This window comes from Bradyrhizobium sp. SZCCHNS30572, assembly GCF_032484415.1.
Classification (GTDB): domain Bacteria; phylum Pseudomonadota; class Alphaproteobacteria; order Rhizobiales; family Xanthobacteraceae; genus Bradyrhizobium.
Map to the genome: position 1 here is coordinate 540093 of NZ_JAUESY010000001.1, position 24683 is coordinate 564775.

At 65.9% G+C, this 24683-nt stretch carries 23 protein-coding genes; 13 read left to right on the forward strand and 10 right to left on the reverse strand.

Features of this window, described 5'->3' with window-relative positions:
• The first annotated feature begins 2 nt into the window (after window positions 1–2).
• The 7 genes from QX048_RS02390 (at window position 3) to QX048_RS02420 (ending at window position 6808) form a co-directional block, all read left to right on the forward strand.
• Window positions 3–473, forward strand: coding sequence for a chemotaxis protein CheW (locus QX048_RS02390; RefSeq protein ID WP_315714012.1), 471 nt, complete (start codon window positions 3–5; stop codon window positions 471–473).
• A gap of 68 nt (window positions 474–541) precedes the next feature.
• On the forward strand, window positions 542–907 hold the full coding sequence (locus QX048_RS02395) for a PleD family two-component system response regulator (protein WP_006613312.1): 366 nt from the start codon (window positions 542–544) through the stop codon (window positions 905–907).
• 74 nt (window positions 908–981) lie between these two features.
• Window positions 982–2172 (forward strand): chemotaxis response regulator protein-glutamate methylesterase, encoded by a 1191-nt coding sequence (locus tag QX048_RS02400; RefSeq protein WP_316193546.1) that lies wholly within the window; start codon window positions 982–984, stop codon window positions 2170–2172.
• Window positions 2169–3038 (forward strand): protein-glutamate O-methyltransferase CheR, encoded by an 870-nt coding sequence (locus QX048_RS02405; protein WP_315752677.1) that lies wholly within the window; start codon window positions 2169–2171, stop codon window positions 3036–3038. Before QX048_RS02400 ends, QX048_RS02405 begins: the two co-directional genes overlap by 4 nt.
• A gap of 223 nt (window positions 3039–3261) precedes the next feature.
• Complete coding sequence (gene kaiC, locus QX048_RS02410) at window positions 3262–5016, forward strand: circadian clock protein KaiC (protein ID WP_316166473.1); 1755 nt, start codon at window positions 3262–3264, stop codon at window positions 5014–5016.
• Window positions 5013–5309, forward strand: coding sequence for a circadian clock KaiB family protein (locus tag QX048_RS02415; protein WP_012046401.1), 297 nt, complete (start codon window positions 5013–5015; stop codon window positions 5307–5309). Before kaiC ends, QX048_RS02415 begins: the two co-directional genes overlap by 4 nt.
• Before the next feature lie 11 nt (window positions 5310–5320).
• Window positions 5321–6808: an HWE histidine kinase domain-containing protein gene (locus QX048_RS02420; protein ID WP_316166474.1), complete on the forward strand. Its 1488-nt coding sequence runs from the start codon at window positions 5321–5323 to the stop codon at window positions 6806–6808.
• A 13-nt stretch (window positions 6809–6821) separates the two neighbouring features.
• On the opposite strand, the gene QX048_RS02425 is transcribed toward QX048_RS02420, so the two are convergent.
• The 6 genes from QX048_RS02425 to QX048_RS02450 form a co-directional block, all read right to left on the reverse strand.
• On the reverse strand, window positions 6822–7943 hold the full coding sequence (locus QX048_RS02425; RefSeq protein WP_315826146.1) for a DUF2252 family protein: 1122 nt from the start codon (window positions 7941–7943) through the stop codon (window positions 6822–6824).
• A 36-nt stretch (window positions 7944–7979) separates the two neighbouring features.
• Window positions 7980–8372 (reverse strand): hypothetical protein, encoded by a 393-nt coding sequence (locus QX048_RS02430; RefSeq protein ID WP_315714020.1) that lies wholly within the window; start codon window positions 8370–8372, stop codon window positions 7980–7982.
• A gap of 117 nt (window positions 8373–8489) precedes the next feature.
• Window positions 8490–9653, reverse strand: a complete 1164-nt coding sequence (locus QX048_RS02435) for a glutathionylspermidine synthase family protein (protein WP_315826147.1) — start codon at window positions 9651–9653, stop codon at window positions 8490–8492.
• A 339-nt stretch (window positions 9654–9992) separates the two neighbouring features.
• Window positions 9993–10385 (reverse strand): hypothetical protein, encoded by a 393-nt coding sequence (locus tag QX048_RS02440; protein ID WP_315714023.1) that lies wholly within the window; start codon window positions 10383–10385, stop codon window positions 9993–9995.
• A 2-nt stretch (window positions 10386–10387) separates the two neighbouring features.
• Window positions 10388–10792 (reverse strand): DUF350 domain-containing protein, encoded by a 405-nt coding sequence (locus QX048_RS02445; protein WP_315714024.1) that lies wholly within the window; start codon window positions 10790–10792, stop codon window positions 10388–10390.
• A 69-nt stretch (window positions 10793–10861) separates the two neighbouring features.
• Window positions 10862–11617 (reverse strand): GntR family transcriptional regulator, encoded by a 756-nt coding sequence (locus QX048_RS02450; protein WP_315767808.1) that lies wholly within the window; start codon window positions 11615–11617, stop codon window positions 10862–10864.
• Between the two features lie 204 nt (window positions 11618–11821).
• Here QX048_RS02450 and QX048_RS02455 point away from each other — a divergent pair, with 204 nt between their 5' ends.
• The 6 genes from QX048_RS02455 (at window position 11822) to QX048_RS02480 (ending at window position 19406) form a co-directional block, all read left to right on the forward strand.
• Window positions 11822–12823 (forward strand): ABC transporter substrate-binding protein, encoded by a 1002-nt coding sequence (locus QX048_RS02455; RefSeq protein WP_315826200.1) that lies wholly within the window; start codon window positions 11822–11824, stop codon window positions 12821–12823.
• 1 nt (window position 12824) lies between these two features.
• The gene (locus QX048_RS02460) at window positions 12825–13634 is read left to right on the forward strand and encodes an ABC transporter permease (RefSeq protein ID WP_315767806.1); all 810 of its coding nucleotides are present in this window, start codon (window positions 12825–12827) and stop codon (window positions 13632–13634) included.
• 2 nt (window positions 13635–13636) lie between these two features.
• The gene (locus QX048_RS02465; protein ID WP_315826148.1) at window positions 13637–14413 is read left to right on the forward strand and encodes an ABC transporter ATP-binding protein; all 777 of its coding nucleotides are present in this window, start codon (window positions 13637–13639) and stop codon (window positions 14411–14413) included.
• Window positions 14414–14651: 238 nt separating this feature from the next.
• A complete protein-coding gene (locus tag QX048_RS02470) occupies window positions 14652–15380 on the forward strand; it encodes an aspartate/glutamate racemase family protein (RefSeq protein WP_315767802.1) in 729 nt (242 codons plus the stop codon).
• Window positions 15331–16809, forward strand: coding sequence for a dihydropyrimidinase (hydA, locus tag QX048_RS02475; RefSeq protein ID WP_316191581.1), 1479 nt, complete (start codon window positions 15331–15333; stop codon window positions 16807–16809). Before QX048_RS02470 ends, hydA begins: the two co-directional genes overlap by 50 nt.
• Window positions 16810–17258: 449 nt before the next feature.
• Window positions 17259–19406 (forward strand): phospholipase D-like domain-containing protein, encoded by a 2148-nt coding sequence (locus tag QX048_RS02480; protein WP_316191580.1) that lies wholly within the window; start codon window positions 17259–17261, stop codon window positions 19404–19406.
• Between the two features lie 199 nt (window positions 19407–19605).
• On the opposite strand, the gene QX048_RS02485 is transcribed toward QX048_RS02480, so the two are convergent.
• The 4 genes from QX048_RS02485 to QX048_RS02500 form a co-directional block, all read right to left on the reverse strand.
• Entirely contained in the window at window positions 19606–20607 is a 1002-nt protein-coding gene (locus QX048_RS02485; protein WP_315714031.1) for an SDR family NAD(P)-dependent oxidoreductase, read from the reverse strand.
• A gap of 12 nt (window positions 20608–20619) precedes the next feature.
• Window positions 20620–22311 (reverse strand): alginate export family protein, encoded by a 1692-nt coding sequence (locus tag QX048_RS02490; RefSeq protein ID WP_315714032.1) that lies wholly within the window; start codon window positions 22309–22311, stop codon window positions 20620–20622.
• A gap of 696 nt (window positions 22312–23007) precedes the next feature.
• Entirely contained in the window at window positions 23008–23412 is a 405-nt protein-coding gene (locus QX048_RS02495) for a hypothetical protein (RefSeq protein ID WP_315714033.1), read from the reverse strand.
• 90 nt (window positions 23413–23502) lie between these two features.
• On the reverse strand, window positions 23503–23817 hold the full coding sequence (locus tag QX048_RS02500) for a hypothetical protein (protein ID WP_316191579.1): 315 nt from the start codon (window positions 23815–23817) through the stop codon (window positions 23503–23505).
• Window positions 23818–24683 lie beyond the last annotated feature (866 nt).

Here is a 24683-nt window from a genome sequence, read left to right on the forward strand (position 1 = left end):
CGATGAGCAGCAAGATCGAAACCACCGAGGGCGCCGCCGTCGAATACGTCACTGCGATGATCGGCGGCCAGCTGTTCGGCCTGCCGATCTCCCGGGTACAGGACGTGTTCATGCCGGAGCGGGTGACGCGGGTGCCGCTGTCATCGGCGGAGATCGCCGGGGTCCTGAACCTGCGCGGCCGCATCGTGACCGTCGTCGACATGCGGGCGCGGCTCGGCCTTGCCCGCGCCGAGGACGGCAAGCCGCCGATGGCGGTCGGCGTCGATCTGCGCGGCGAGTCCTACGGTCTCCTGATCGACCAGATCGGCGAGGTGCTGCGGCTGCCCGAGGAGGGCCGGGAGGAGAACCCCGTCAATCTCGACCCGCGCATGGCGAAGCTTGCCGGCGGCGTGCACCGCCTCGACGGCCAGCTGATGGTCATTCTCGACGTCGATCGCGTGCTCGAGCTCGCCGCCGACAAGATGGCGGCCTGAACACTGCAACGTGCGGGCAGCGGCGCATCATGCGTCGTTGCATTGGATCCTGATCTCGTGAGGCTGATATGAGAACGTGTCTGGTAGTTGACGATTCCAGCGTCATTCGAAAGGTGGCGCGACGGATTCTGGAAGGTCTGGATTTCCAGATCGTGGAAGCGGAGGACGGCGAGCAGGCGCTGGAGATCTGCAAGCGGGGCCTCCCGGATGCGGTGCTGCTCGACTGGAACATGCCCGTCATGGACGGCTACGAGTTCCTCGGCAATCTCCGGCGCATGCCCGGCGGCGACGCGCCGAAGGTGGTGTTCTGCACGACCGAGAACGATGTCGCGCACATCGCGCGCGCGCTGCACGCCGGCGCCAACGAGTACATCATGAAGCCCTTCGACAAGGACATCGTGACGGCGAAGTTTCAGGAAGTCGGGCTGATCTGATCTCCGTCGCGTGCGTCGGTCCCGTGGTCGTCCGGGCTTGCCGTCACCCCGTGCCTCTGTCCTGTTGGTGAACTATGAGCGTCGCGTTGGCCAGTTCTTCGATCCCAAGTTCGACCAGGCAGGAACCTCTCCGCGTGATGGTCGTGGACGATTCCGTGGTCATTCGCGGCATGATCTCGCGCTGGATCGCGTCTGAGCCCGACATGGTCGTGGCGGCGTCGCTGCGCACGGGCCTCGAAGCCGTGAACCAGATCGATCGCGTCAATCCCGACGTCGCCGTGCTCGACATCGAGATGCCCGAGCTCGACGGCATCGCCGCCCTGCCGAAGCTGCTTGCCAAGAAGAAGAACCTCGCCGTCATCATGGCGTCGACGCTGACCCGCCGCAACGCGGAGATCAGCTTCAAGGCGCTGTCGCTCGGCGCGGCCGACTACATTCCGAAACCCGAGAGCACGCGCGAGGCGTCGGCGGCCGACAATTTCCACTACGATTTGATTCAGAAGATCCGCAATCTCGGCGCCAAGGCGCGCCGCGCCGCTCCCGCCCCGCATGCGCCGGCCGCCTCGCCGATCGTCCCGCAAGTCCAGGGGCTCCGGCCTGCGCCAACGGCGCGGCCGATGGTCGCTCCCGTGGCGCCCGCCGCGCCGGCCCAGCTGGCGCGCCGCTCCTTCAGCACGCAGATGCCGAAGGTGCTGCTGATCGGATCGTCGACCGGCGGCCCGCAGGCGCTGATGTCGCTGGTGACCGAGCTCGGTCCCGTGATCGACCGCTTTCCGGTGCTGATCACCCAGCATATGCCGCCGACCTTCACCACCATCCTCGCCGAGCATCTGGCGCGCTCGAGCCGCAGGCCGGCCCATGAGGCCGTCGACGGTGAAGTGGTGAAGCCGGGTCAGATCTACCTTGCCCCCGGCGGCCGCCACATGCGTGTGGCGCGCCATGGCGCCGATGTGGTGATCGCGCTGGACAACGGTCCTCCGGTCAATTTCTGCAAGCCCGCCGTCGATCCCTTGTTCATGTCGGCGATCGAGGTCTGGCAGGGCTCGACCCTGGCCGTGATCCTGACCGGCATGGGATCCGACGGCATGCGCGGCGGCAAGGACATCGTCGCCGCCGGCGGCAGCGTGATCGCGCAGGACGAGGCGACCAGCGTGGTCTGGGGCATGCCGGGCGCAGCAGCCAATGCCGGCATCTGCGCGGCCGTCCTTCCCTTGAATCAGATTGGACCGAAGCTGGTTCGTCTGTTTGCTGGAGACCGTTCGTGACACCCCTGGACTATGAGTTCTTGCGTAAGGTCCTGAAGGATCGCTCCGGCCTCGATCTGTCGGCCGATAAGCAGTACCTGGTCGAAAGCCGGTTGCTGCCGCTGGCCCGCCGCTCCAACCTGCCGGGCATCACGGAGCTGGTGCAGAAGATCAAGAGCGGCGCGGAGCAGCTCACGACGCAGGTGGTCGAGGCGATGACCACCAACGAGACGTTCTTCTTTCGCGACAAGATTCCGTTCGATCATCTCCGTGAGGGCATCCTGCCGGCGCTGATCCAGTCGCGCGCCAATCGTCGTTCCCTGCGCATCTGGTCGGCCGCCTGCTCGACCGGACAGGAGCCGTATTCGATCGCGATGTGCCTGCGCGAATTCGGTCCCGCTCTGGCGGGCTGGCGCATCGAGATCGTTGCCACCGACCTGTCGCAGGAGGTGCTGGAGAAATCGAAGGCCGGCCTCTACAGCCAGTTCGAGGTGCAGCGTGGATTGCCGATCCAGCTGCTGGTGAAATATTTCACGCAGCTCGGCGAGCTCTGGCAGCTCAGCGCCGACATCCGCGGCATGGTCCAGCATCGCCAGCTCAATCTGCTGCAGGACTTCTCGCATCTCGGCAAGTTCGACATCATCTTCTGCCGCAACGTGCTGATCTATTTCGATCAGGAGACCAAGGCCTCGATCTTCGAGCGAATGGCCAAGGTGATGGAGCCGGACGGCACGCTGTTGCTGGGAGCCGCCGAATCGGTCGTCGGCATCACCGACGCGTTCCGGCCCAACCAGGAGCGGCGGGGTCTGTACCAGATCAATCCGGTGCGCAGCCCGCGCGGCGGCGCGGCGCTGCTGCCCGGCCTCAAGGTGGTCGCGGCGCGCTGACGCCGGCCGGAGCCGTCTGTGACCGGGGGGCGCTTCGACCGGTCGGGCGGTCGGCCGTTCCGTCCCGCTTGCGTCCGTCCCGCGCGGGCGGCCGGTCCTTTCTGCGCCCGCAGGCCTCCTTCCGAAGCAAATCTCGCCGACCCATGGAACTTTTCGGTTCCTGACGCGTCTATTCACGCCTTGGTGTGGACTCACGCGTGTTGAATTGGTGGCGGGGGATTGGATGAAAACGAGTGTGCGTCCTCGAATCGTGACGCGGGATCTCCCTGTCATCGCCAAATCGCCGACCGGGATCGACGGCCTCGACGAGGTCACCTTCGGTGGCCTGCCGCAAGGGCGGCCGACGCTGCTGTGCGGCGCGGCCGGTTGCGGCAAGACGTTGTTTGCGATGACGTTTCTCTACAATGGCGCGGTCGCCTACGACGAGCCGGGCGTGTTCATCGCGTTCGAGGAGCAGCCCGAGGACCTGATCAAGAACGTCGGCTCGCTCAGCTACGACATCGATAGGCTGATCGAGCAGAAGAAGATCGTGGTCGATCACATCCATCTCGATCGCAACGAGATCGAGGAGGCCGGCGACTACGATCTCGACGGCCTGTTCATCCGCATCGGCTTCGCGATCGATTCGATCGGCGCCAAGCGCGTCGTGATCGATACGATCGAGACCCTGTTCGGCGGCCTCGACAATCAGGCGGTGCTGCGCTCCGAGTTGCGCCGGCTGTTCGAATGGCTGAAGAGCAAGGGCGTCACCGCCATCATCACCGGCGAGCGCGGTGATGGTACGCTGACGCGCTACGGCCTCGAGGAATACGTCGCCGACTGCGTCATCCTGCTCGACAACCGCGTGCACGATCAGCTCTCGACCCGCCGGCTGCGCGTCGTGAAGTATCGCGGCACGGCGCATGGCACCAACGAATACCCCTTCATCATCGACCAGGAAGGCATCACGGTGATGCCGATCACCTCGTCGGGGCTCGCGCATGATGCGTGGACGGAGCGGGTCTCCACCGGCATTGCCGATCTCGACGACATGCTCGAAGGCCAGGGCTACTACAAAGGGTCGAGCATCCTGATCTCGGGCATGGCCGGCTCGGGCAAGTCGACGGTGTCGGCACACTTCGCCAATTCGATCTGCAAGAGCGGGCAACGCTGCATCTATTTCGCGCTGGAGGAATCCCCGCAGCAGATCATCCGCAACATGAAGTCGGTCGGTCTCGACCTGCAGCAATGGGTCGATCGCGGCCTGCTGCGGTTCTCGGCCCGGCGCCCCAATCTGTACGGACTGGAAACGCATCTCGCCGCCATGCATCGCGAGGTCAAGGAGTTCGATCCCGCCGCCGTCGTGGTCGATCCCATCTCGGCGCTCATGGGCGCCGGCATTGCCGGCGACGTGCATTCGATGACGTTGCGCCTCATCGATTTCCTGAAGGCGCGCGGCGTCACGGCGCTGTTCACCAATCTCGGCGCCGGCAGCGCGGAGACGGCGACCACGGAGATGCAGATCTCGTCGCTCACCGACACCTGGCTGCTGCTCTACAATCGCGAGAGCAACGGCGAGCACAACCGCCAGCTCTATCTGCTGAAGTCGCGCGGCATGGCGCATTCCAACCAGGTCCGCGAATTCCTGATGAGTGCCGACGGCATCTCGCTGCGCGAGGTCTATGTCGGCCCGGAGGGCGTGCTCACGGGATCGGCCAGGGTGGCGCAGGAGGCGAGAGATCGCGTCGAGCGCCTGCTGCGCATGCAGGATACGGAACGACGCGCGCGCGAGATCGAACGTCGCCGCCGCGACCTCGCGGCTCAGATCGAAACGCTCAAGGCTCAGCTGGCCAACGAGGAGAGCGAGATGGAGCTCATCAATCTGGAAGGCGCTGCCCGCGAGGATCAGCGCGCAGCCGCTCGCCTCGCGCAGATCGAGAGCCGCTCGTCCAGGCCTCGTCCGAGCTCCCCAGCCAACCCGCTGACATCCAGCAAATGACGGCGGCTCCGATGGAACAGGATGGCTACAATCTCCGGCTCTATGTCGCCGGTCAGACGCCGAAATCGCTGGCGGCGCTCGCCAACCTCAAGAAGCTGTGCGAGACGCATCTGCCGGGCCGCTACACGATCGAGGTGATCGACCTGATGAAGGATCCGGCCCTCGCACAACGAGATCAGATCGTCGCAATCCCGACCTTGATCCGTCAACTGCCCGAGCCCCTCAAGCGAATCATCGGCGATCTCTCCAATGCGGAGAAGGTGCTGGTTGGTCTGGACATCGCACCGAGCTGAACGGAGGACGCGTGGCATCAACAGACGCGATGCAGGCGGGACGGCCGCGTAACGAGGCGGAGGAGACGGTCGAGGCCATTCATCGCGGCAACGTCGATGCCGTGGTGGTGCAGGGCCCGGCCGGACCCCAGGTCATCATGCTGCAGGGCGCGGACGCGCCCTATCATGTTCTGGTCGAGCGCATGAGCGACGGCGCGCTGACGCTCGATGCCGACGGCTGCATCGTCTATGTCAATTCCAGGCTGTGCGCGCTGACCGGCCTCGGCGTACAGCAATTGGTGGGACGCAGCTTTGCCTCGCTGTTTGCGGGAGCGGTGCCCGAGCAGCGCGCCGACGATGCGGCAACCGACGCTCAACTGTGCCGCGCTGACGGCGGCCAGCTGCCGGTGTCGGTGTGGATGCGCCAGATGGCGATGGGCGGCGTGGTGGCCACGCTCGTGACGCTGACCGACATGTCGATTCAGCGGCGCGCCGAGGAGGTCGCCAATGCCGAGCGCTTTGCGCGCTCGATCCTGGAGCAGGCGACCGATGCGGTCGTGGTGCTGGCGCTCGACGGCCGGATCACCCATGCGAGCTGGGTCGCGGAGCAGCTCGCGGAACGACCGCCGGTCGGCCAGTTGTTTTCTGAGGCGTTCCCGCTCGATGGGCAGAGCGCCAGCCAGCGAGGCACGTTGACGCGCTTCTCGCGCGAGAGCCTTGATCAGGCGCTGGCGACCAAGCCCTTCCATGGCGTCGAGGTCGCCTTGCGCAACGCGCAGGCGTCGGGGCGGTCGTTCCTGCTGTCCGGCGGGCCCCTGGTGAACGATCTCAAGGAGACGGTCGGCTCGATCGTCACCCTGACCGACATCACCGAACGCAAGCGCGCGGAAGAGCAGCAGACCGTGCTGGTCGCCGAGCTCAATCACCGGGTGAAGAACATCCTGGCGATCGTGCAGTCGGTGGCGGGGCAGACCTTGCGGACCTCACCGTCGCTGCCGGCCTTCAACAAGGCGTTCTCCGGGCGCATCCAGGCGGTCTCGATCGCGCATGACATCCTGACGCAGACCCGTTGGATCGGCATCGGACTGAACGAACTGCTCACCACCGTGCTGGCGCCCTACGGCATCGGCGAAGGGCGGATCGCCATCGACGGCCCTCCGGTGCTGCTGGAGGCACGGCTGGTGCTGCCGCTTTCGATGGTGCTGCACGAGCTTGCGACCAACGCCTCCAAATATGGCGCGTTGTCCGCCTCCCACGGCCAGGTCACGATCTCCTGGCGCCTGCGCGACGATGGCCGCCGGCTGGAGCTGGTCTGGCTCGAGCGCGGCGGACCGCTGATCGAAGGCGGCGGCGGGCGCGGCTTCGGCACCACGCTGATCGACCGCGTCGTCCGCTTCGATCTCGAGGGCGAAGCCCTGCTCGACTTCGAGCCCGCGGGCATTCGCTGCTCGCTGACCTTTGCGCTGACCGCGGAGACGACCCCCGAGCATCTGCCGGCATCGGCCGTGCAGCCGGACTGATCGGATGCCCGCCTCAGCGCGCGATCGGAACGGAGCGTGCCGCCTTGCGGCGCCAGACGTCGTGGTCCCTTTCCGTCGCCTCACGCGCGGCGCGCGCTGCTCGGCGCAGCCAGCCTGAACCGCGCTGCTTCAGGTCCGCCGCGATCCCGGCGCCGGCGCGGCGGTCGGCGGCATGGATGGAGGCGAGGTCGGTGCCCATGCCGCGCAGAAGCTCCAGCTTGAGATCGGCGCCGGCTTCCTCGCCGAGATCGATCTTGCGTGAATCCGCCGACAGGCGTCGGACCACGTAGTCCCCGTCATTGGTTCTGTGAACGTGCAGGAATGGATCGGGCGCGCGATAGGTCCCGGTCGACAGCTCGACGAATCGGTGCGGCGGCGCCGGCTTTGGTTGCATCCTGCCCTTCGTCCTGTTCTTGGCCCAGGTCCAGGCCGAAGGGACCAGCGCCTTGGCCTCGCGGACGACGCGGCCGCCGCGCCATGTCGCGACGACGACGTAGCGCGGACGTCCGCGGCTGCCGCCGCCGGCGAAGCGATGGAAGAATGCGGCATTCTTCGCCTGCTCCGGAAGGCTGGCGGTGAGCAGCTTCCGCACCGCGGATGGAATCGCATCGGCGGCCGCGAGGCCGTTGATCTCCTCCCAGAACGCGCGGCGGCAATCATCCGAGCATTTGACGTAGGGCCTGATCCAGATCTCGTGTTCGTCGAGCAGCGCCGGCCGCGGGTGTTTGAGACCGTCGCGATAGCCTTGGAGGATCGCGTCTGCGGCGTCGCGGCTGTCGATTGCCATGTCGGGCGCGAGCTCGATGCTGGTCGTGAGCCGGACCAGATCGAAGGCGTAGGGCATCCTCGCAGCCTCGTCGAAATCGTTGACGCCCCACACCCAGCGCCCGTCGGCATCACGCCACGTGCCGAAATTCTCCAGATGGATGTCGCCGACGCACAGCGCGACCGGCGCCTCGGCCAGCTCCGGGCAGATCTCCTCGATGCGCCGCGCCCAGCGATAATAGGTGGCGCGCAGCAGGGCGAACGGAGACTTTCGCATCCGCTGGTGCTTGGCGAGAAGGTCGTCCTCGACCACTTTGCATTGGCTGCGAAGCCAGGCCTCGTAGGCCGCGGTATCTTCGATGATGGACACGCGATGCCTCCCGATGCGCCGGGCGTGAGCGAGGCGTTATGAGTTGCGTTGACGCCGAACGAACGTGGCCTCGCACATCGCGCGCAGCGCGCGCTCGTCGAACGGCTTGGCGAGCCGGGCCAGGCTGCGGAACTCCGGCGGAAACAGCGTCGCATCGTCATAGCCGGAGGTGATCACGATCTTGAGCTCGCGCGCGATCAGCTGCGGCAGGACGGCGAAGATCTGCTCGCCGCGCAGGTTGACGTCGAGCAGCGCGCCGTCCAGGCCGCCGCGCTCGGCCTCGCGCAGCACGTCGCCGACGCGCGAGACGGGACCAACCACCTCGCAGCCGAATCCCTGCAACACCGTTTCCAGCTCGAGCGCGATCAGGCCCTCGTCCTCGGCGACCAGGATACGCAAGCCTTCGAGTTCGGGTTTGTCCGTCGCCATGCCTCGTCCCGGTCATGTCCCGGTCATGCGCGCCCATCGCGCAGGGAGTTCACCCTCGGTCTATCTAATCCTCTCGACCGGCGTGTCGAGGCGTTTTCGTCGGCGGTCGTTAATATCCTACAGGATTGCGTGCGGCAAAAAGCGCGAGCGGTTGCCCGTGATCGGGCTCGTGTCTTCGCGGATCGACAGGCCGCAGGGCTGATGGTCGACGAGCCAGCTGCCGATCACCGGGAACACACCGCCGAAATCCGGCAGCGGCGCCGGCGCCTGGCGGATGAAGCCTTCGGCGCCGTAGGGACCCTCCTGCGTAGAGACGGCGACGCCGTCGGACACCAGGCTGACATTGGCGCCCTCGCGCGAGTAGATCGGCTTGCGCACGAAGCTCGGGCCGAGGCCGGCGGCCTTCGGATCGTCCTCGAAATAGGCCGGCAGCAGGTTCGGATGGCCTTCGTGCATCTGCCAGAGCAGGGGCAGGATGCCCTTGTTGGACAGGATGGCCTTCCACGGCGGCTCGATCCATTGCGTCGGCGCCTGCGCGAGCTTGACGCCGAACGCATCGCGAATCATCCATTCCCAGGGATACAACTTGAAGGCGAGCGCGATGTCGCCGTCCTCGAGATCGACGAAGCCGCCGCCGCTCTCGCGCCAGCCGATGTCGGCGACGTCAAGGATGGTTGTCGACAGGCCCGCTTGGGCAGCCGTGTCGGCCAGATAGGCCAGGGTCGTGGCGTCCTCGGCGTTGGCGGTCAGCCCGGCCAGATGCACGCGGCGCCGCTTGCCGAGGGCGCGCCAGCGTTCGATCAGGCGCTCATGGATCGAGTTGTACTGGTCCGCGCGCCCCGGCAGAATGCGGCGCTCGATCGCCTGCTCGAGCCACGTCCATTGGAAGACCGCGGCCTCGAAGATCGACGTCGGCGTGTCGGCGTTGTATTCGAGCAGCTTCGCTGGCGTACGGCCGCCCTGATAGCTGAGGTCGAACCGCCCATAGAGGCTGCCGTCCCTCCGGCGCCAGCTCTCCGCCAGCAGCGGCCAGACCGCTTGCGGGATCTTCAGCCGGCGCAGCAGCGCCTCGTCACCGACGACGCGCGCGACCAGCGCGAGGCACATCTGCTCGAGCTCGGCCGTCGGCTCCTCGATGCCGAGCTCGATCTCGGCGATCGTGAATGCGTAGTAGGCGCGCTCGTCCCAATAGCGCTCGCCGTCGAGTTCGTAGAAGTCGAATCCGCATCGTGCCGCGGTCTCGCGCCAGTCGTCACGTTCGGGACAGGGGATGCGCTGCATCGGCGTCAGCCTAAGGCAGCAGCGAACAAGCCGTGCCCGTGGCAACAGGGCGCAGCACGACCGCGGCCGCCATCAATGATGCGGCCACGATCACGTCCGCGCGGTCCCGGCGCCATCCCGCGCCGGCGACCACGCGATCGCCTGCCAGCAGATTGCTGCGAGGCGGCGGCGGTCGCCGCAGCCCTCATCGTCGCCGGCACCATCAGGTGCCGACATTGCATCGGATCGCTTCCGATCAGTAGGTAGGCCAGTTTTTTATGATTTTGAGTCTGTGTCAAAGATCCGAATCCGAGATAACAGCATGAACGCGGTGTTTTCACGGCGCCGGCGCGACGAAAATCAGCCGCCGCCTCCGAAGCCGTGTCCGAACGAGCCAAAGCCGCCGCGCGAGACATGTGCGGAGGAGGCCTCGGCGACATGGCTCGATCCGCTGCTTCTGGAATCGCTGTCGCCGCTGGAAAATCCCCAGCGGCCGGAGCCGCTGCCGCCGCCACCGCCGCTCGAGCGGCGCGTCGTGCATTCGCCCGTCTGCGGCTGGCCGGCCATGGTCGGCGTCTCGGCGCCTGGCTGCGGGCAGCTCTGCTGCCGCGGCATCAGCGCATAGGCAGTGCTGCCGACGGCGAGCGTGCCCATCAAGAGCAGCGCGACATGGCCGGAGCGCTTCACCGGCGGCGTCGCGGGCGGGGGCGGCATCGGCCGGCGCTTGCCGAATTCGCGGCGTTGCTCGGCCATGGTCAGATGATCATCGAGGCGGCGTTCAGCGCGCCGGCCGAGAGCGACGCGAGACCGAGCCAGATCGCCGAAGCCAGCTCGCCGGCGACGATGCGCTGGGCGAGATCCGGCACCGGGATGCGGACGAGGTAATAGACGATCACCTGGACGATCAGCGCGACCAGCGCCCAGACCAGGCAGTCCAGCACGTTGGCGGAATGGGCGATGGCGCTGACCAGCGGCAGGGTGAAGCCGAGCAGGCTGAGGCCGAGCGCGATCGCGGCCGAGGGGTGATTGTCCCGGATCAGCTGGAATTCATTGTAGGGCGTGACGCGGGTGTAGACGAACAGGTAAGCCGTCACCGCGGCCAGCGCGGTACAGAAGTACACCAGAAAGGCCGGCAGGCCGGCGAGCGATTGCAGGATCATGATCAGGCCAAGCGTGTGGAGCTCTCATCTGTCGCGATGCCAGCATGCCCGGTTCGACGTGAACAAAGTCTATCCGCCCTTCGCCAGTTCCTGGCTGGCCTGGTCCAGCATCTGCAGCACCGAATCCCCGGTCTTGCGGGTGTGCTCGGAGAGCGCCTGCGCGAAGCCGTCGCCGTCTCGGGCCCGCAGCAACGCCATGAAGGCCTCGTGCTCCCGGATCGACTCGTCCCAGCGCCGCGCATCGTAATTGGCCACGGCGCGGGCGCGGAAGACGCTCGCGTGCAGCGTGCCCCACATGTTGAGCAGCACGGCGTTGCCGGCGAGCTTGGTGATCTCGGCATGGATCTGCTGGTTGAGCCGGAAATAGGCGGCGCGCTCGGCGGCACGATGCAGCGCCACCAGCTCGGCATGCATGGCGTCAAGCCTGGCGAGGTCGTCCGCCGTCGCACGCGCGGCCGCGGCGCGGCCCGCGGCGGCATCGAGCGACACCATCACGTCGAAGATCTCGGCGATCTCGCGGGCGTCGATCGGCGCCACCACGGGCGTGCGATGCGGCCGCAGCTCGATGAGGCCCTCGGCGGCGAGGATCTTGAAGGCCTCGCGCAGCGGCGTGCGCGACACGCCGAAAGTCTCGCATAGCATGCGCTCGGGCAAGGCAGCGCCGGCGGCGAGCTCGCCGTCCACGATCATCTCGCGCACCCTGGCGACGACCTGATCGTGCAGCGACAGCCGCTCGAGCGGCCGCTTGGAGTGGTCGGACGACAGCTTCAGCCGCGCCGGCTTGAAGCGCGTCTTCAGTCTGGGCCGGGGTGCTGGTGGGGTCATGTGGGCGCGGCTGCTCCGCTGCGAGATGCCTGAAATTCGGGCGATGCGCCCGCGGATCAGGCAGGTCCTTCAAGATTGGATGGCTGTTAAATACTGATTTTATTGCATAAAATCAATATTGCATATCGCATCCAGTTGGCATGTCGCTTGCTGATGAGAGCACAAGCCATGAGAGACAAGCCCGTGGATCGACCTGCCCTGGAGATGGATGTGAAACGTTTCGTGCTGCTCATTCTCGCCCTGCTCGCGCTGCCCTCGCTCAGCTTCGCCGACGACGCCGCCAAGATCAAACTCGGCTACGCCAAATGCGCGCATTGCACGCCGATGTCGCTGACGCCGCAGTTCGCGGAAGGCGTCGCGATCGATGCCGTCAGCTTCAACACCGGCACGGACGCGCTGACCGCGCTGGTCTCGAAGAACATCGACGTCGCGCAGGTGACCTATCTGCATTACGCCATCGCGCTCGACAAAGGCTTCGACGTGGTCGCGATCTCCGGCCAGGTCAATGGCGGCTCGGCGATCCTGCTCGGCAATGATCTCGAGGTCGCGCCGGGCGATTGGAGCGCACTGAAGGCGCTGATCGCCAAATACAAGGCCGACGGCAAGCCGTTCCGCGTCGCCGCCTCGCGCGGCAATGCGCAGGACATCCACATGCGCGGCGCCTTCGCCAAGCAGGGCATCGACATCAACAAGGACGTGCAGTTCGTCAACATCCCCAATCCGTCCGACCATCTGCAGGCGCTGCGCCGCGGCGAGGTCGAGCTGATCTGCACCGTCGAGCCGTTCGCGACCCAGATCATGCAGGCCAAGGCGGCGAAGTTCTTCGGTTTCCCCTACGACCAGGCCGCCGGCAAGCTGACCAACCTGATCCTGACCCGCTCCGACGTCATCACGTCGAACCCGAAGGCGCTGGAGGGCGTGGTGCGCGCGGTCGTCAAGGTCGATGCGCACATCGCCGCCGACAAGCCGGCGCTGATCGAGGTCATCTCCAAGATCACCGGCCTCGACAAGGCGATCGCGACCGGCGCGGTCGAGAATCTCGATCCCGACCCGAAGATGTACCGTGCCTCGGCGCTCGCCATCGCCACGATGATGCGCGACCTGAAATACATCAACTCGGACGTCACGGCCGCCGTCGAGAAGAACCTCGACTACCGCTTCCTGGAAGCGGCCACGGGCAAGCCGAAGACCGAGCTCGGCTACTGAGATGACGGCGCTCGCCCAGCTCAGGAAGCTCGACCGCTATGTCGTGCCGGTGCTCGTGCTCGCCGGCTGGGAGGCGTTCTCGCGCTCCGGCGCGCTGCCGGCAGCGCTGCTGCCGGCGCCGTCGACGGTCGTGTGGGCGTGGGCGGACTGGCTGGTCGGCACCGACGGCAACACCCAGACCTACAGCGGCCATTGGCTCGCCGACATGCTGGCGAGCCTGTCGCGCGTTGCCGCCGGCTTTGCGATTGCCACCGTGCTCGGCGTCTCGCTCGGGGTCGCCATCGGGTGGTCGCGCAAGATAGAGATCGTGATCGAGCCGACGCTTCAGATGCTGCGGCCGATCCCGCCGGTGTCGTGGATCCCGCTCGCCATCATCTGGTTCGGCATCGCCAACAAGCCGGCGATCTTCCTGGTGTTCCTCGGCGCGTTCTTTCCGATCCTGCTCAACACCATCCACGGCGTGAAGACCTGCGACCGCAATCTGATCCGCGCCGGCGCCATGGTCGGCGGCAGCGAGCGCAAGCTGCTGCGCTACATCGTCGTGCCCGCGGCGATGCCGAGCATCTTTGCAGGGCTTCGCATCGGCATCGGCTCGGCGTGGATGCTGACGGTGACGGCCGAAATGGTCGCGGTGAAGAGCGGGCTCGGCTACGTGCTGTGGGATTCCTACTACTTCCTGCGCTACGATCTGGTGCTGGCGGCGATGGCGAGTATCGGCCTGCTCGGCTTCTGCAGCGATCTCGCCATCCGCTTCGTGATGGCGCGCGTGCTGCACTGGCAGCGCAACACCACGCTTCGTGGCGGAGAATGACGATGGCCACGATCGAGATCTCCGGCGTCTCCAAGATCTTCACCGACAAGAAGCGCAACGCCGACGTCACCGCGCTCGCCGACATCAATCTGTCCATTGCCCGCAACGAGCTCGTCTGCCTGCTCGGTCCCTCCGGCTGCGGCAAGTCGACATTGCTCAACATGATTGCCGGCTTCGAGAAGCCGAGCGCCGGCAATATCACCGTCGACGGCCGGCCGGTGATCGCGCCCGGCGCCGATCGCGGCGTCGTGTTCCAGCATGCCAATCTGATGCCGTGGCTGCCGGTGTGGGAGAACGTCGCCTTTCATCTCCTGCTCGGCGGCGGGCAGAAGGCCGAGCGCCGGGCGAAGGCGCAGATCTATATCGACATGGTCGGGCTGACCGGCTTCGAGAACCACTATCCGTCGGAGCTGTCGGGCGGCATGAACCAGCGCGTCGGCATCGCCCGGGCGCTGCTGATGAATCCGCAAGTGATCCTGATGGACGAGCCGTTCGGCGCGCTCGACGAGCAGACCCGCATGGACATGCAGACCGAGCTGGTGCGCATCTGGCAGCAGCACCAGGGCACGATCGTGTTCGTCACCCATGGCATCGACGAGGCGCTGACCTTGGGCACGCATGTTGCGGTGATGAGCGCACGGCCGGGGCGCATCGTCGAGATCATCCCGATCGATCTGCCGCGGCCGCGTGATATCACGTCACCGCAGTTCAATGAGTTGAAGCGGCATATCCTGGCGTTGTTGCGTGGCGAGCGGGCGGAGCAGGGGGCGAGTGCATGATTGCTGCTCAATCGCGCCCGCCCAAGCGCTGCATGTTCAGGTCAAGCCCTCGCCACAACGGCAGTGCGCCCCCTCTCCCGCTTGCGGGGGAGGGCTGGGGTGGGGGCGCCGCACGGCGCGCTGCCCGAGCGGATAGAGTTCCCCCACCCGGATCGCATCTGCGATGCGATCCGGCCTCCCCCGCAAGCGGGGGAGGCTCTCCCGCTCGCCATCCGCGATCGAACGAGGTCGTTCACCCATGACCACACGCACGCTGCTCGGCATGCTCACGCCGTCGTCCAACACCGCGCTGGAGCCGATCACCTCGGCGATGGTCGCGAGCCTGCCCAACGTCTCCGCGCATTTCTCGCGCTTCAAGGTCACCGAGATCGCGCTCTCGTCCGACGCGCTCGCGCAGTTCGACATTTCCAACATCCTGCGCGCCGCCGAGCTGCTGGCGCATGCCAAGGTCGACGTCATCGGCTGGAACGGCACCTCGTCGGGCTGGCTCGGCTTCGAGGCCGACGTGAAACTGTGCGAGCATATCACCGCAGCCACCGGCATCCCTGCGACCACCTCGATGCTGGCGCTGAACGAGATCCTGGCGGCGGCGAAGGCCACCTCGCTCGGCCTCGTCACGCCCTACCGCGACGACGTCCAGGCGCGCATCATCGCCAACTACGACAAGCTCGGCATCGCCTGCCGCGGCGACCGGCACCTCAACCTGCAGGACAATTTCTCCTTCGCGGAGGTGACGCCGTCCGAGATCGAGACCATGATCCGCGAGGTCGCGCGCGAGAAGCCGGATGCGATCGCGGTGGTCTGCACCAACATGCGCGCCGCGCCGCTGGTCGCGCGGCTCGAGCTGGAGACCGGCATTCCGATTCTCGACACCATCGCCACCGTGGTATGGAAATCGCTGAGACTGGCAGGGGTCGATGTCAGCGGCGTCAGCGGGTGGGGATCGCTGTTTCAGAAATTCGCTTGAATCTGGACTAGGGAGAGCGCGTCACATGGCTGCCTTCGACACCGTCATCCGCAACGGCACCGTCGCCACCGCGAGCGATACGTTCAAGGCCGATGTCGCCATCAAGAGCGGCCGCATCGTCGCGATCGGCGAGGCCATCACCGATGCCGACGAGATCGTCGATGCCACGGGCCTGCTGGTGCTGCCGGGCGGCATCGACAGCCACGTCCATATCAGCCAGCCCTCCGGCCCCGGCATCGTCATGGCCGACGATTTCGAGAGCGCGACGCGCGCCGCCGCCTTCGGCGGCAACACGTTCGTCATGCCCTACTGCCTGCAGGAGAAGGGCCAGCCCTTGCGATCAGCGCTGAAGGACTATCACGCGCTCGCCGACAAGGCCTGCTACGTCGACCACTCCTTCCATCTCATCATCGCCGATCCCACCGACGCCGTGCTCGGCCAGGAGCTGCCGGCGCTGGTCGCCGACGGCTATTCGTCGCTGAAGATCTTCATGACCTATGAGGGGCTCGCGCTCAACGATTACGAGATCCTCGGCGTGCTGCAGGTCGCGCGCGAGCAAGGCGCGCTGGTGCAGATCCATGCCGAGAACTATGACGCCATCCGCTTCCTCACCGACCGCCTGGAGCGCGCCGGCAAGATCGCGCCGTACTATCACGGCAAGTCGCGCCCGATTCCGGTCGAGCGCGAGGCAACCCATCGCGCGATCTCGCTGGCCGAGCTGATCGACGTGCCGATCGTCATCGTCCACGTGTCCAACCGCGAGGCGATGGAGGAGATCCGCCGCGCGCAGGCGCGCGGCCTGAAGATCCATGGCGAGACCTGCCCGCAATATCTGGTGCTGACGGAGGAGGACATGCAGGGCCTCAACATGGAAGGCGCCAAATATGTCTGCTCGCCGCCACCGCGCGACAAGGCCAGCCAGGAGGCGTGCTGGGAAGGCCTGCAAAGGGGTGTGTTCTCGCTGTTCTCGTCGGATCACTGCCCGTTCCGCTACGACGACGAGGCCGGCAAGCTGACGCCGAAGGGCCGCACCAGCTTTCGCTGGGTGCCGAACGGCATCCCCGGCGTGGAGACGCGGCTGCCGATCCTGTTCTCCGAAGGCGTCAGCAAGGGCCGCATCACGCTGAACCAGTTCGTCGCCTTCACCGCCACCAACCACGCCAAGACCTACGGCCTGAAGGGCAAGGGCTCCATCGCCATCGGCTACGACGCCGACATCGCGTTATGGGACCCGAACAAGACGGCCAAGATCAGCCAGTCCGGTCTGCACCACGGCTCCGACTACACGCCGTATGAAGGCATCGAGATCACCGGCTGGCCGGTCGCGACCATGCTGCGCGGAAAATTCGTAGTGCGCGATGGTGAGCTGGTCGGCGCGAAAGGTGAGGGGCGCTACGTCACGCGCGGCAAGCCGGTCGGTATCGTCTAAGCCGCGCTCTCTCCACGCGTCATCGCGAGCGCAGCAACGCGATCCAGAGTCGCGGGTGGGACTCTGGATTGCTTCGTCGCTTCGCCCCTCGCAATGACGATGTCCCAGCATCGCTCGGGCGAGCTCTCACCGTCGCGGTGCGTCATAGGTCCCGTGATCGACGCTCCAAAACAGACTCGTCATGCGGGCTCGACCCGCGCATCCATCAAGTGGGAAAATTGTTCTCGCGAAGGGATGGATTGCCGGGTCGAGCCCGGCAATGACGACGGAGAGAACAGTCCCCACCCTCCCCTGAAGGGGGAGGGTGATCATTGCGTCAGTCGCACCACCATCTCTCCCGCACCGCACCACCACCCCGCGCTACCGCCGCCGTCCCTTTCCTGTTCCAGATGTGTCGAACCATTGTTACAACCGGGCGACATAATCCTTGTCAGACAAGGAGTGCCGCCATGCCCGCGCTTGCATTTTCCAACAATGATATTGCCGTGGTCGCCTGGACATTCGATCGCCGTCTCGACGGCTGTCTCGGCTTCGCCATTCACCGCATCGATGTCGCTGACAACACCGACACAGTGCTGCCGGCGCTGGCCCGCTTTGCCGGGCAGACCGCCGACGGCCTCAACACCGACCGGGCGCCGGTGCAGAAATTCTGGTGGAAGGACCTCAAGGCCAAGCGCGGAGGCACCTACAAATATCGCATCGTGCCGATGGGCGGCACGCCCGGCCAGCCGCTTACGCCGCTCGCCGGCGTCGCGCCGCTGGAGAGCAATCAGGTGACGCTGACGCCGGAGCGGCCGCCGTTCCATGTCTATTTCAACCGCGGCATCACCGCGACCCAGGCGCTCAGCCATGCGCTGAACGACAAGCCGAGCGTATCGGCGCTGGCCCCGCACATCCTCGATCCTGCCGATCCCATTCGCATCCGCCTGATGGGCCAGCTTCAAGACGGCCTGACCTCGCTGCTGGCGCGTGCCGATGCCGGCGGCGGCGCCATCCATGCCGCCCTCTACGAGCTCAACGATCCCGACGGACTGGAGAAGCAGCTCCACCAGAACCCCGCGAGCCGCTCGGTCATCCTCGGCAACGAGCAGGGCAAGGACTCTGACGATGCCGACGCCGAGAACCGCGCCAATCTGAAGGCGGCCGGCGTCGCCGTGATCGACCGCATCCTCGGCAAGGGCAGCATCCCGCACAACAAGTTCATGGTGCTCACCGAGAACGGCAAGCCGAGCGCGGTGCTGTCCGGCTCGACCAACTGGACCTCGACCGGCCTGTGCACCCAGACCAACAACGCGCTGGTGGTGGAGAGCCCAGCGCTGGCGCAGCGCTATGTCGGCTATTGGAACGCGCTGAAGGCTGACGTCGACGCCGCCGCCGGCGACAAGTCGGCGCTGCAGTCGAAGACCTTGCGCGACTTCGCCCGCGCCAACAATGCCAGCTCGATCGCGACGCCGATCGATCTCGGCCACGGCGTCACCATCGAGCCGATGTTCTCGCCGAACACGCCGGGCAAGCTCGGCAAGAATCCCGATACGCCCGGTGACATGGGCCGCGTGTTCGAGCTGATGCGATCGGCCAAGCACGCCGTGCTGTTCCTGGCCTTCGATCCCGGCAACAACTCGATCCTCGACGTCGCCGGCCAGTTGCTCAAGGACAAGCCCGATCTGTTCGTGCGGGGCGCGCTGACCAGCCCGGTGCGCGCGACGAACTTCTCCGCCGCGCTGCATTCCGGCGGCCATTCGGAGGTGCCGGCGGAGGAGGGAGCGGACGACACCGCGCCCCAGGTGACGGTGGTCGGCGAGGCCGGCAAGCCGAAGAAGCCGGGCGCCAAGGGCAGCATCGATTTCCGCGCCGTGCCGGCCGGCGCGGTGCAGGACGCGTTCGGCAAGTGGGAGAGGGAGCTCGGCAAATACGGCTTCGCCATCATCCACAGCAAGATCGTGGTGATCGATCCGTTCAGCGACGACTGCGTCGTCGTCACCGGCTCGCACAATCTCGGCTTCCGCGCCTCGCACAACAACGACGAGAACATGCTGATCATCCGCGGCCACCGCGGCCTCGCCGAGGCCTATGCCTGCCACGTCCTCGACCTCTACGACCACTACGCCTGGCGCTTCCTCTTGCAGCAGCACCCGGAGATCTTCGGCAAGCCGCTGCAATCCGACGACACCTGGCAGGACCGTTACATCAAGGGCGCGGATGAGAAGTCGCCGGAGCTGCGGTTCTGGCTGTCGGCGGCGGGTGGCGGCGGGGCGGTCGAAACGCCACCGACGCCGAAGAAGCCCGCCAAGCCAACCGGCACCACCAAGCCGGCCAAGACACCGGCTGCGACGACGAAGCCCGCGAGGCCGTCGACCAAGCCGGCCAAGAAGGCCCAAAAGAAGACCGCCGCTGCAGCCAAGACCTCGGCCGGCCGCAAGACAAGCACGACAAAGAAGGTCGCGAAGAAGGCGTCGAAAACGGCAAGCCAGCGTGCCGCCTCAGCGAAGAAGGCGAAGGCCAAGGCGACCAAGACGGCGGCCAAGCGTCCGGCGAAGAAGACCGCGACCAAGACCGCCAGGCGAGCCAAGACGAGCGCCAAGAGGAAAGGGCGCTGAGCGTTGCGCCCGCGCTGAACCGTCGCCGCGCAGACGAAGCCATGGGATCGTGATGCGAGTCCGCGGGATCGCATCATGATCTCGTCTCTTGCCCGAAGCGGATCGCGGGCACACGAGCGTTCCAGTCCTCAGAGCATGATCCAAAAAATTGGAAACCGGTTTTCCGAAAAGATCATGCTCTAGCCGTCTTGAAGCGGGCTCAGTAGGCCGTCCATCCGCCATCCGTCGCGTAGAACGCGCCGGTCAGGTTCGACGCCTCGGGCGACAGCAGGAACAGCATCACCGCGACCTGCTCCCACACGGTGGCCGGACGATGCCGGGGATCGGCATAGCTGAGGATCGAGTTCGTCTTCAGCCGTCCCATGCCGCCGTCGGCCGGCGACCGCTGCATCTTGGCCGCGACGGCCTGCGCGGCCCGCGCGATCATCGGCGTGTCGGTCGCCGCCATGTTGACCGAGTTGATGCGAATGCCGTGGGGCGCGTAGTCGACCGCGGCGTTGGCGGTCAATCCGTTGACGGCGTGCTTGCTGGCGACATAGGCCGGATTGCCGGCCAGTCCGGTCAGGCCGGCGATCGAGGCCACGTTGACGATCGCCCCGCCGCGCTTCTGCGCGACCATCTGCCGCAGCTCGGCCCGCATGGCGCGGAACACGCCGGTGGCGTTGGTGGCGAGGACATTGTCCCAATAGGCATCGGAGGCTTCGTGGATCGGCGCGAACAGCAGATCCTTCTGCTTGTCGTAGTCGAATGCCTCCCCGGAAAACACGCCGTCCATGACGCCGGCATTGTTGATGGCAAAATCCAGTCCGCCGAACTTCTCGACCGCCCGCCTGACCATCATGTCGCAGGTGTCGCCCTTCGCGACATCGCCGACGAGAAATTCGATCGCGCCACCCTCGCGCTGGATCATGGCCGCCGTGTCGCGCGCCATGTCCGGCAGCCAGTCGATCCCGACGATGTTCGCTCCCTCGCGCGCCGCCCGCAGCGCGGCGGCGCGGCCCATGCCGCGGGCAAATCCGGTGATGGCGATCGTGCGTGATTTGAAGCGATCCTTGATGAAGTAGTCCGGATCGATCGGGCTGATCGCAAGGTTCGCCGGGCCTGCGGGCTCCGCCGCCTCGGCGCTTCCCGGAAGCAGCTGCGCCAGCGGGATCGTCACCGCCCCCGAACCCAGGCTCTGCAACATGCTGCGGCGATCCATCGACATCTCCTTTCAGAAGCTGATCCGGGCCAGCGACATCGCGCTGAACCAGGGGCGGGTGGTGCCGGCAACGGCCTGGCTGACGCCGGACAGCGGCGCCGTCAGCGCGACCCCCGACTGGAACATCACGTTGCGGCTCATGAAATACTTCACCGTCAGGTTGACCTCGTAGCCGAGCAGATGCCCGGCCAGCGTCGAGGTGGTGCCGCCGATATTGTTGAGCTGCTGCGCCTGGAACAGCCAGGCCTGCGGCACGAGCTCCCATTGCGGCGCCGGCCGCAGGATCGCCTGCAGGCGATGCGCGATCAAATTGGTGTCCTGAAACAGCTTGTAGTGGTTCAGCCCCTGCACCCATTCCTCGCCGGTGCCGCCGGACAACAGCGGATCCCAGCGCTCATAGGTGCGCGTCGCCGGATTGTCGCCGCTGAAGCCGGACAGCCGATAGCTCAAAGTGGGGCGCCACAGCGCCTCGTTGAAGGTGTAGCCCGCCTCGACATAGCCGCCCCAGGCGCGCATCGGAAACGCGTTGCGGTCGTTCCATTGCAGCGCCAGCTCCGTCTTCGCATAGGGACCGGACGCGCCGATGGCGGGCGTCCAGTAATAGCGTAGGTCGGCGACTTGCAGCCCCTGGCGCGTGCCCTGCGCCGTGGCCGTGTACCAGCCGTAGTCGGAGCGCGGCACGGTCAGATAGGTCAGTCCGAGCTGATGCGGCGTTCCCAGGCCCGTCTCGAGGTTCGCGCCGGCGATGACGGTGTGGGTATCGATCGCCGGCAGTTCGTCGGGGGCGAGACGGAAGGCCTCGAATTTCGTGGTGTTGTAGCGAGCCTGCGCGAGGAACAAACTGTCGGCAGCCCAGCGCGGATTGAGCTGCAGCGCGGCGCGGTCAAACCCGTTCGCCGCCGTGATCCTGATCAGCATGCCGTCGGCGATCTGGAATGGCTGCCGGCCGCCGGACAGGTTGATCACCAGCCGCGAGCCGTCGTCGCCCGTGATCCCCGTGACCAGGCCCGCATAGGCGTCCTCGATCGCGCCATGGCGGCGCGCGCCGGTGACGAACAGGTCGGTGCCGGTCGAGCCGCTGGCCAGATAGGAGAGGCTGCCATAGGCATAGATGTTGTTGCCGACCGGTCCGATGCCCTGCAGCCCGCCCTCCAGCGCGGCTTCGCCGAACGACGACCAGCCGGCGCCGGCCGGTCCCTTGGCGAGTGGATTGGCGCCGACGAAGGCCTGCGGCCGGCCATACCAGGCATCGTGATTGGCGTAGCCGAGCGTCGCGGCCGTCAGCTTGAGCTTCAGCAGGCTGTCGTCGCCCTGATGAAGATAGGGGAAATCGACGCGGCCCGGATCCGCCTGCGGCCGGTCGCCGACGACGACGCTGACCTCGACCGCAACGCCGCCGGTGTTGCCGTCGACGTAGTTGATCGAGGCCGAGGCCACGCCGGGGATGCGTTTCACCTTGCCGAGCCCGAAATCGACCATCAGGTCGTGAAGCTGCGACCCCGGATAGATGTTGAGTGCCCGCCGAATGCGATCCTCGAACGCGACCCGCTGCGCCCCACTGGGCACCACGCCCGACAGCACCAGACGCACCGACTCGATCGGCCGGTTCTCGAACGTGGGCCCCAGTGCCTGGGCGCCGGCGGCAGAAACGAGCAGCAGCGAGAACAGCCACGCCGCCAGGTGCGGACCGAGGCTTCCGCGCATTGGGAGACGTCTGCCGTCCGGCATGGCTCTGCCACCAGCTCATTGCGTGATCCGATGATCGGCGAGGCCAAGGTAGCGCGATTGATCTTGATCAACCAGAGCGAAATGTGCCGCAGGCCACCCATCCGGTCCGCGCCGCTGCAGCGAGAGCGACCGGACGGACTCATGGACGTGCTTTTGGCGAGGCTCGCCGTTGGAGGAGGATCGCGCGGTAGTTTCCGATAGTTTTCTGCAGCGTCACCGTAATCAAGGAGTGCCGCTAGGTCCGCGGCTCTTCCGAGACTCTGAGATCATGATGCGGGTCCGCGGGATCGCATCATGATCTCGTCTCTTTGCTCGAAGCTGATCGTGGGTGAACGATCGTTCCAGTCCTCAGCGGACTGGAAGCGGGTTCAATAGGCCGTCCATCCGCCGTCCGTCGCGTAGAACGCGCCGGTCAGGTTCGACGCCTCGGACGACAGCAGGAACAGTATCTTTGCGACTAGCTCCTACATGGCGTCTGCGCGTACGGTGCCGCCAGCGCGACCGGCCAGACTCATGGGCCCGCCGTTACACAACGGCCGAGATGATAGTTTTGTGCAGTCGAGCAGCGTCACCGTAATCGCTGTCGGTCAATGCAAGGACCGCTGGTTTTCGTGGACGTGAAAGCCCGGTGCGCGGAACGCTCCGGGCCAATCACGTGGTCGCAAGAAACGACTATTGATGCACCCGCAGGGTCCCGTCCGCGTTGTAGTCACTCTTGGGATTGTAACCGGAATCGCGGTGCGTTCTACGATGTAGGGCAGCGTTGCTGCCGCTTACGCCCGGAGTTCCGCTATCAACCCGCATGGTCCCGTCTGCATTGTAGTCACTCTTCGGCCCGTAGCCGGAATCGCGATGCGTTTTTGCATGTAGGGCAGCGTTGCTGCCGCTCAGGCCCGGAGTTCCGGGATTGACCTGCATATTTCCATATTGGTCGCGATCACTTTTGCTCGCCCCGACCTGCTGAGCCGCACTGGCTTTTGCATGAGTACCTTTTGCATGATGAGTACGATGTCCTGCCAAGGCCGCAGATGTAGAGACGGCGAGAATAGCAAGACCAACAGCAATGCTTCTAGCCATAGTGAACTCCTCACGTTGAAGGACCATTGATGACGGATACGCCGTCAATGCTAGCCTGCCACGGAAATTGCTGACCGTCTTTGATGCAACTCAAGGTAATAAGGGCGGGTGCGACGTCACGGTCCGCACAACTTTTCGCATCATTTCTTCGGCTCTGGTGCGGTGCCCGGCGGAGCCGATGTCGCTCCGCAACATGCCTCTGACGACGGGTTTGACCGATGCCTTCACCGTACCGCTATCGACTTCGACTTGCGAAACGCCGGTCGTCATGTCGACCAGAAGCCGATCGCCGCTCAGCACGTTCCGGCAACTGGTCGACACCACCCCGCCGAGCGTGGTGATCAGAATTGGGACCGATCTCTGCGCCGCATGGGCATCGCAGGTGACTTGCGCGAAGCCGCACATGGCAGATCGTCGATCCGAAACAGGAGCGTTCGACAGGGTCTCGATCGGGAACGCAAGCCTTGACGGTGGCCGTTCGAACGGCTGGAAGAAATATGATTTCTGTTTATCGAAATTCTATTTTGTTTTTACGAAAAATGTGCTTTACTCCGCGCGTCCCGCCCCAACGAGGGGACGCTTCGCGGTCGTCACGGACGTCGGGTGTGGGATGCGATGGGCGCTTGGGATCGCAGCATGGTTCGCCGTGCCGACGAACGATCCCGAGCGCACGGTGAAGTCGCGTGGTCCTGGCCTCCCGGTGCTGAGGTCGAGCCTGCGGGCGTTGCTGATGAGCTGCCTGCGGGTGATGGGGGCAAGACAGCCGGTCCCCAGGGAGATCGCGTATAAATCGTAAAGCCATCGCGCAGGGAGGGCCGGGTGTTTCGGCCAGACCTGTGGTGACTGCCGCCTGCTTTCTTTTCTGCAGGCGGGCCACGGGCGCGGCCAGCGCCCGGCCTTCCCTGCGCCCTCGGTTAGGAGAGGGCGGTGAGAATGGCACATAGCTCGGGCGCTGGGCGCCGCGAGATCGCGAGGGTTTGTCCGCAGGGTCGCATAAGGTGCATCCGTAGATGTCGTGCGTGCTTCTCGGGTTGAACGTCGCCCCCGGGCGTCATTGCGAGCGCAGCGAAGCAATCCAGGGGCCAGGGTGGGACTCTGGATTGCTTCGTCGCTTCGCTCCTCGCAATGACGGAGATGGGGGCAGCAGATCGCGCCCGACTGCCAGGCTTGCCCTGCCGGGACAGGCGATGCGCCGCAACCGCCGGAGAAGGGAGCGCAATGTTCGCGAAGCCGCAGCCTGTGCGCGACGTTCTTCGCCTCGATCGACCCAG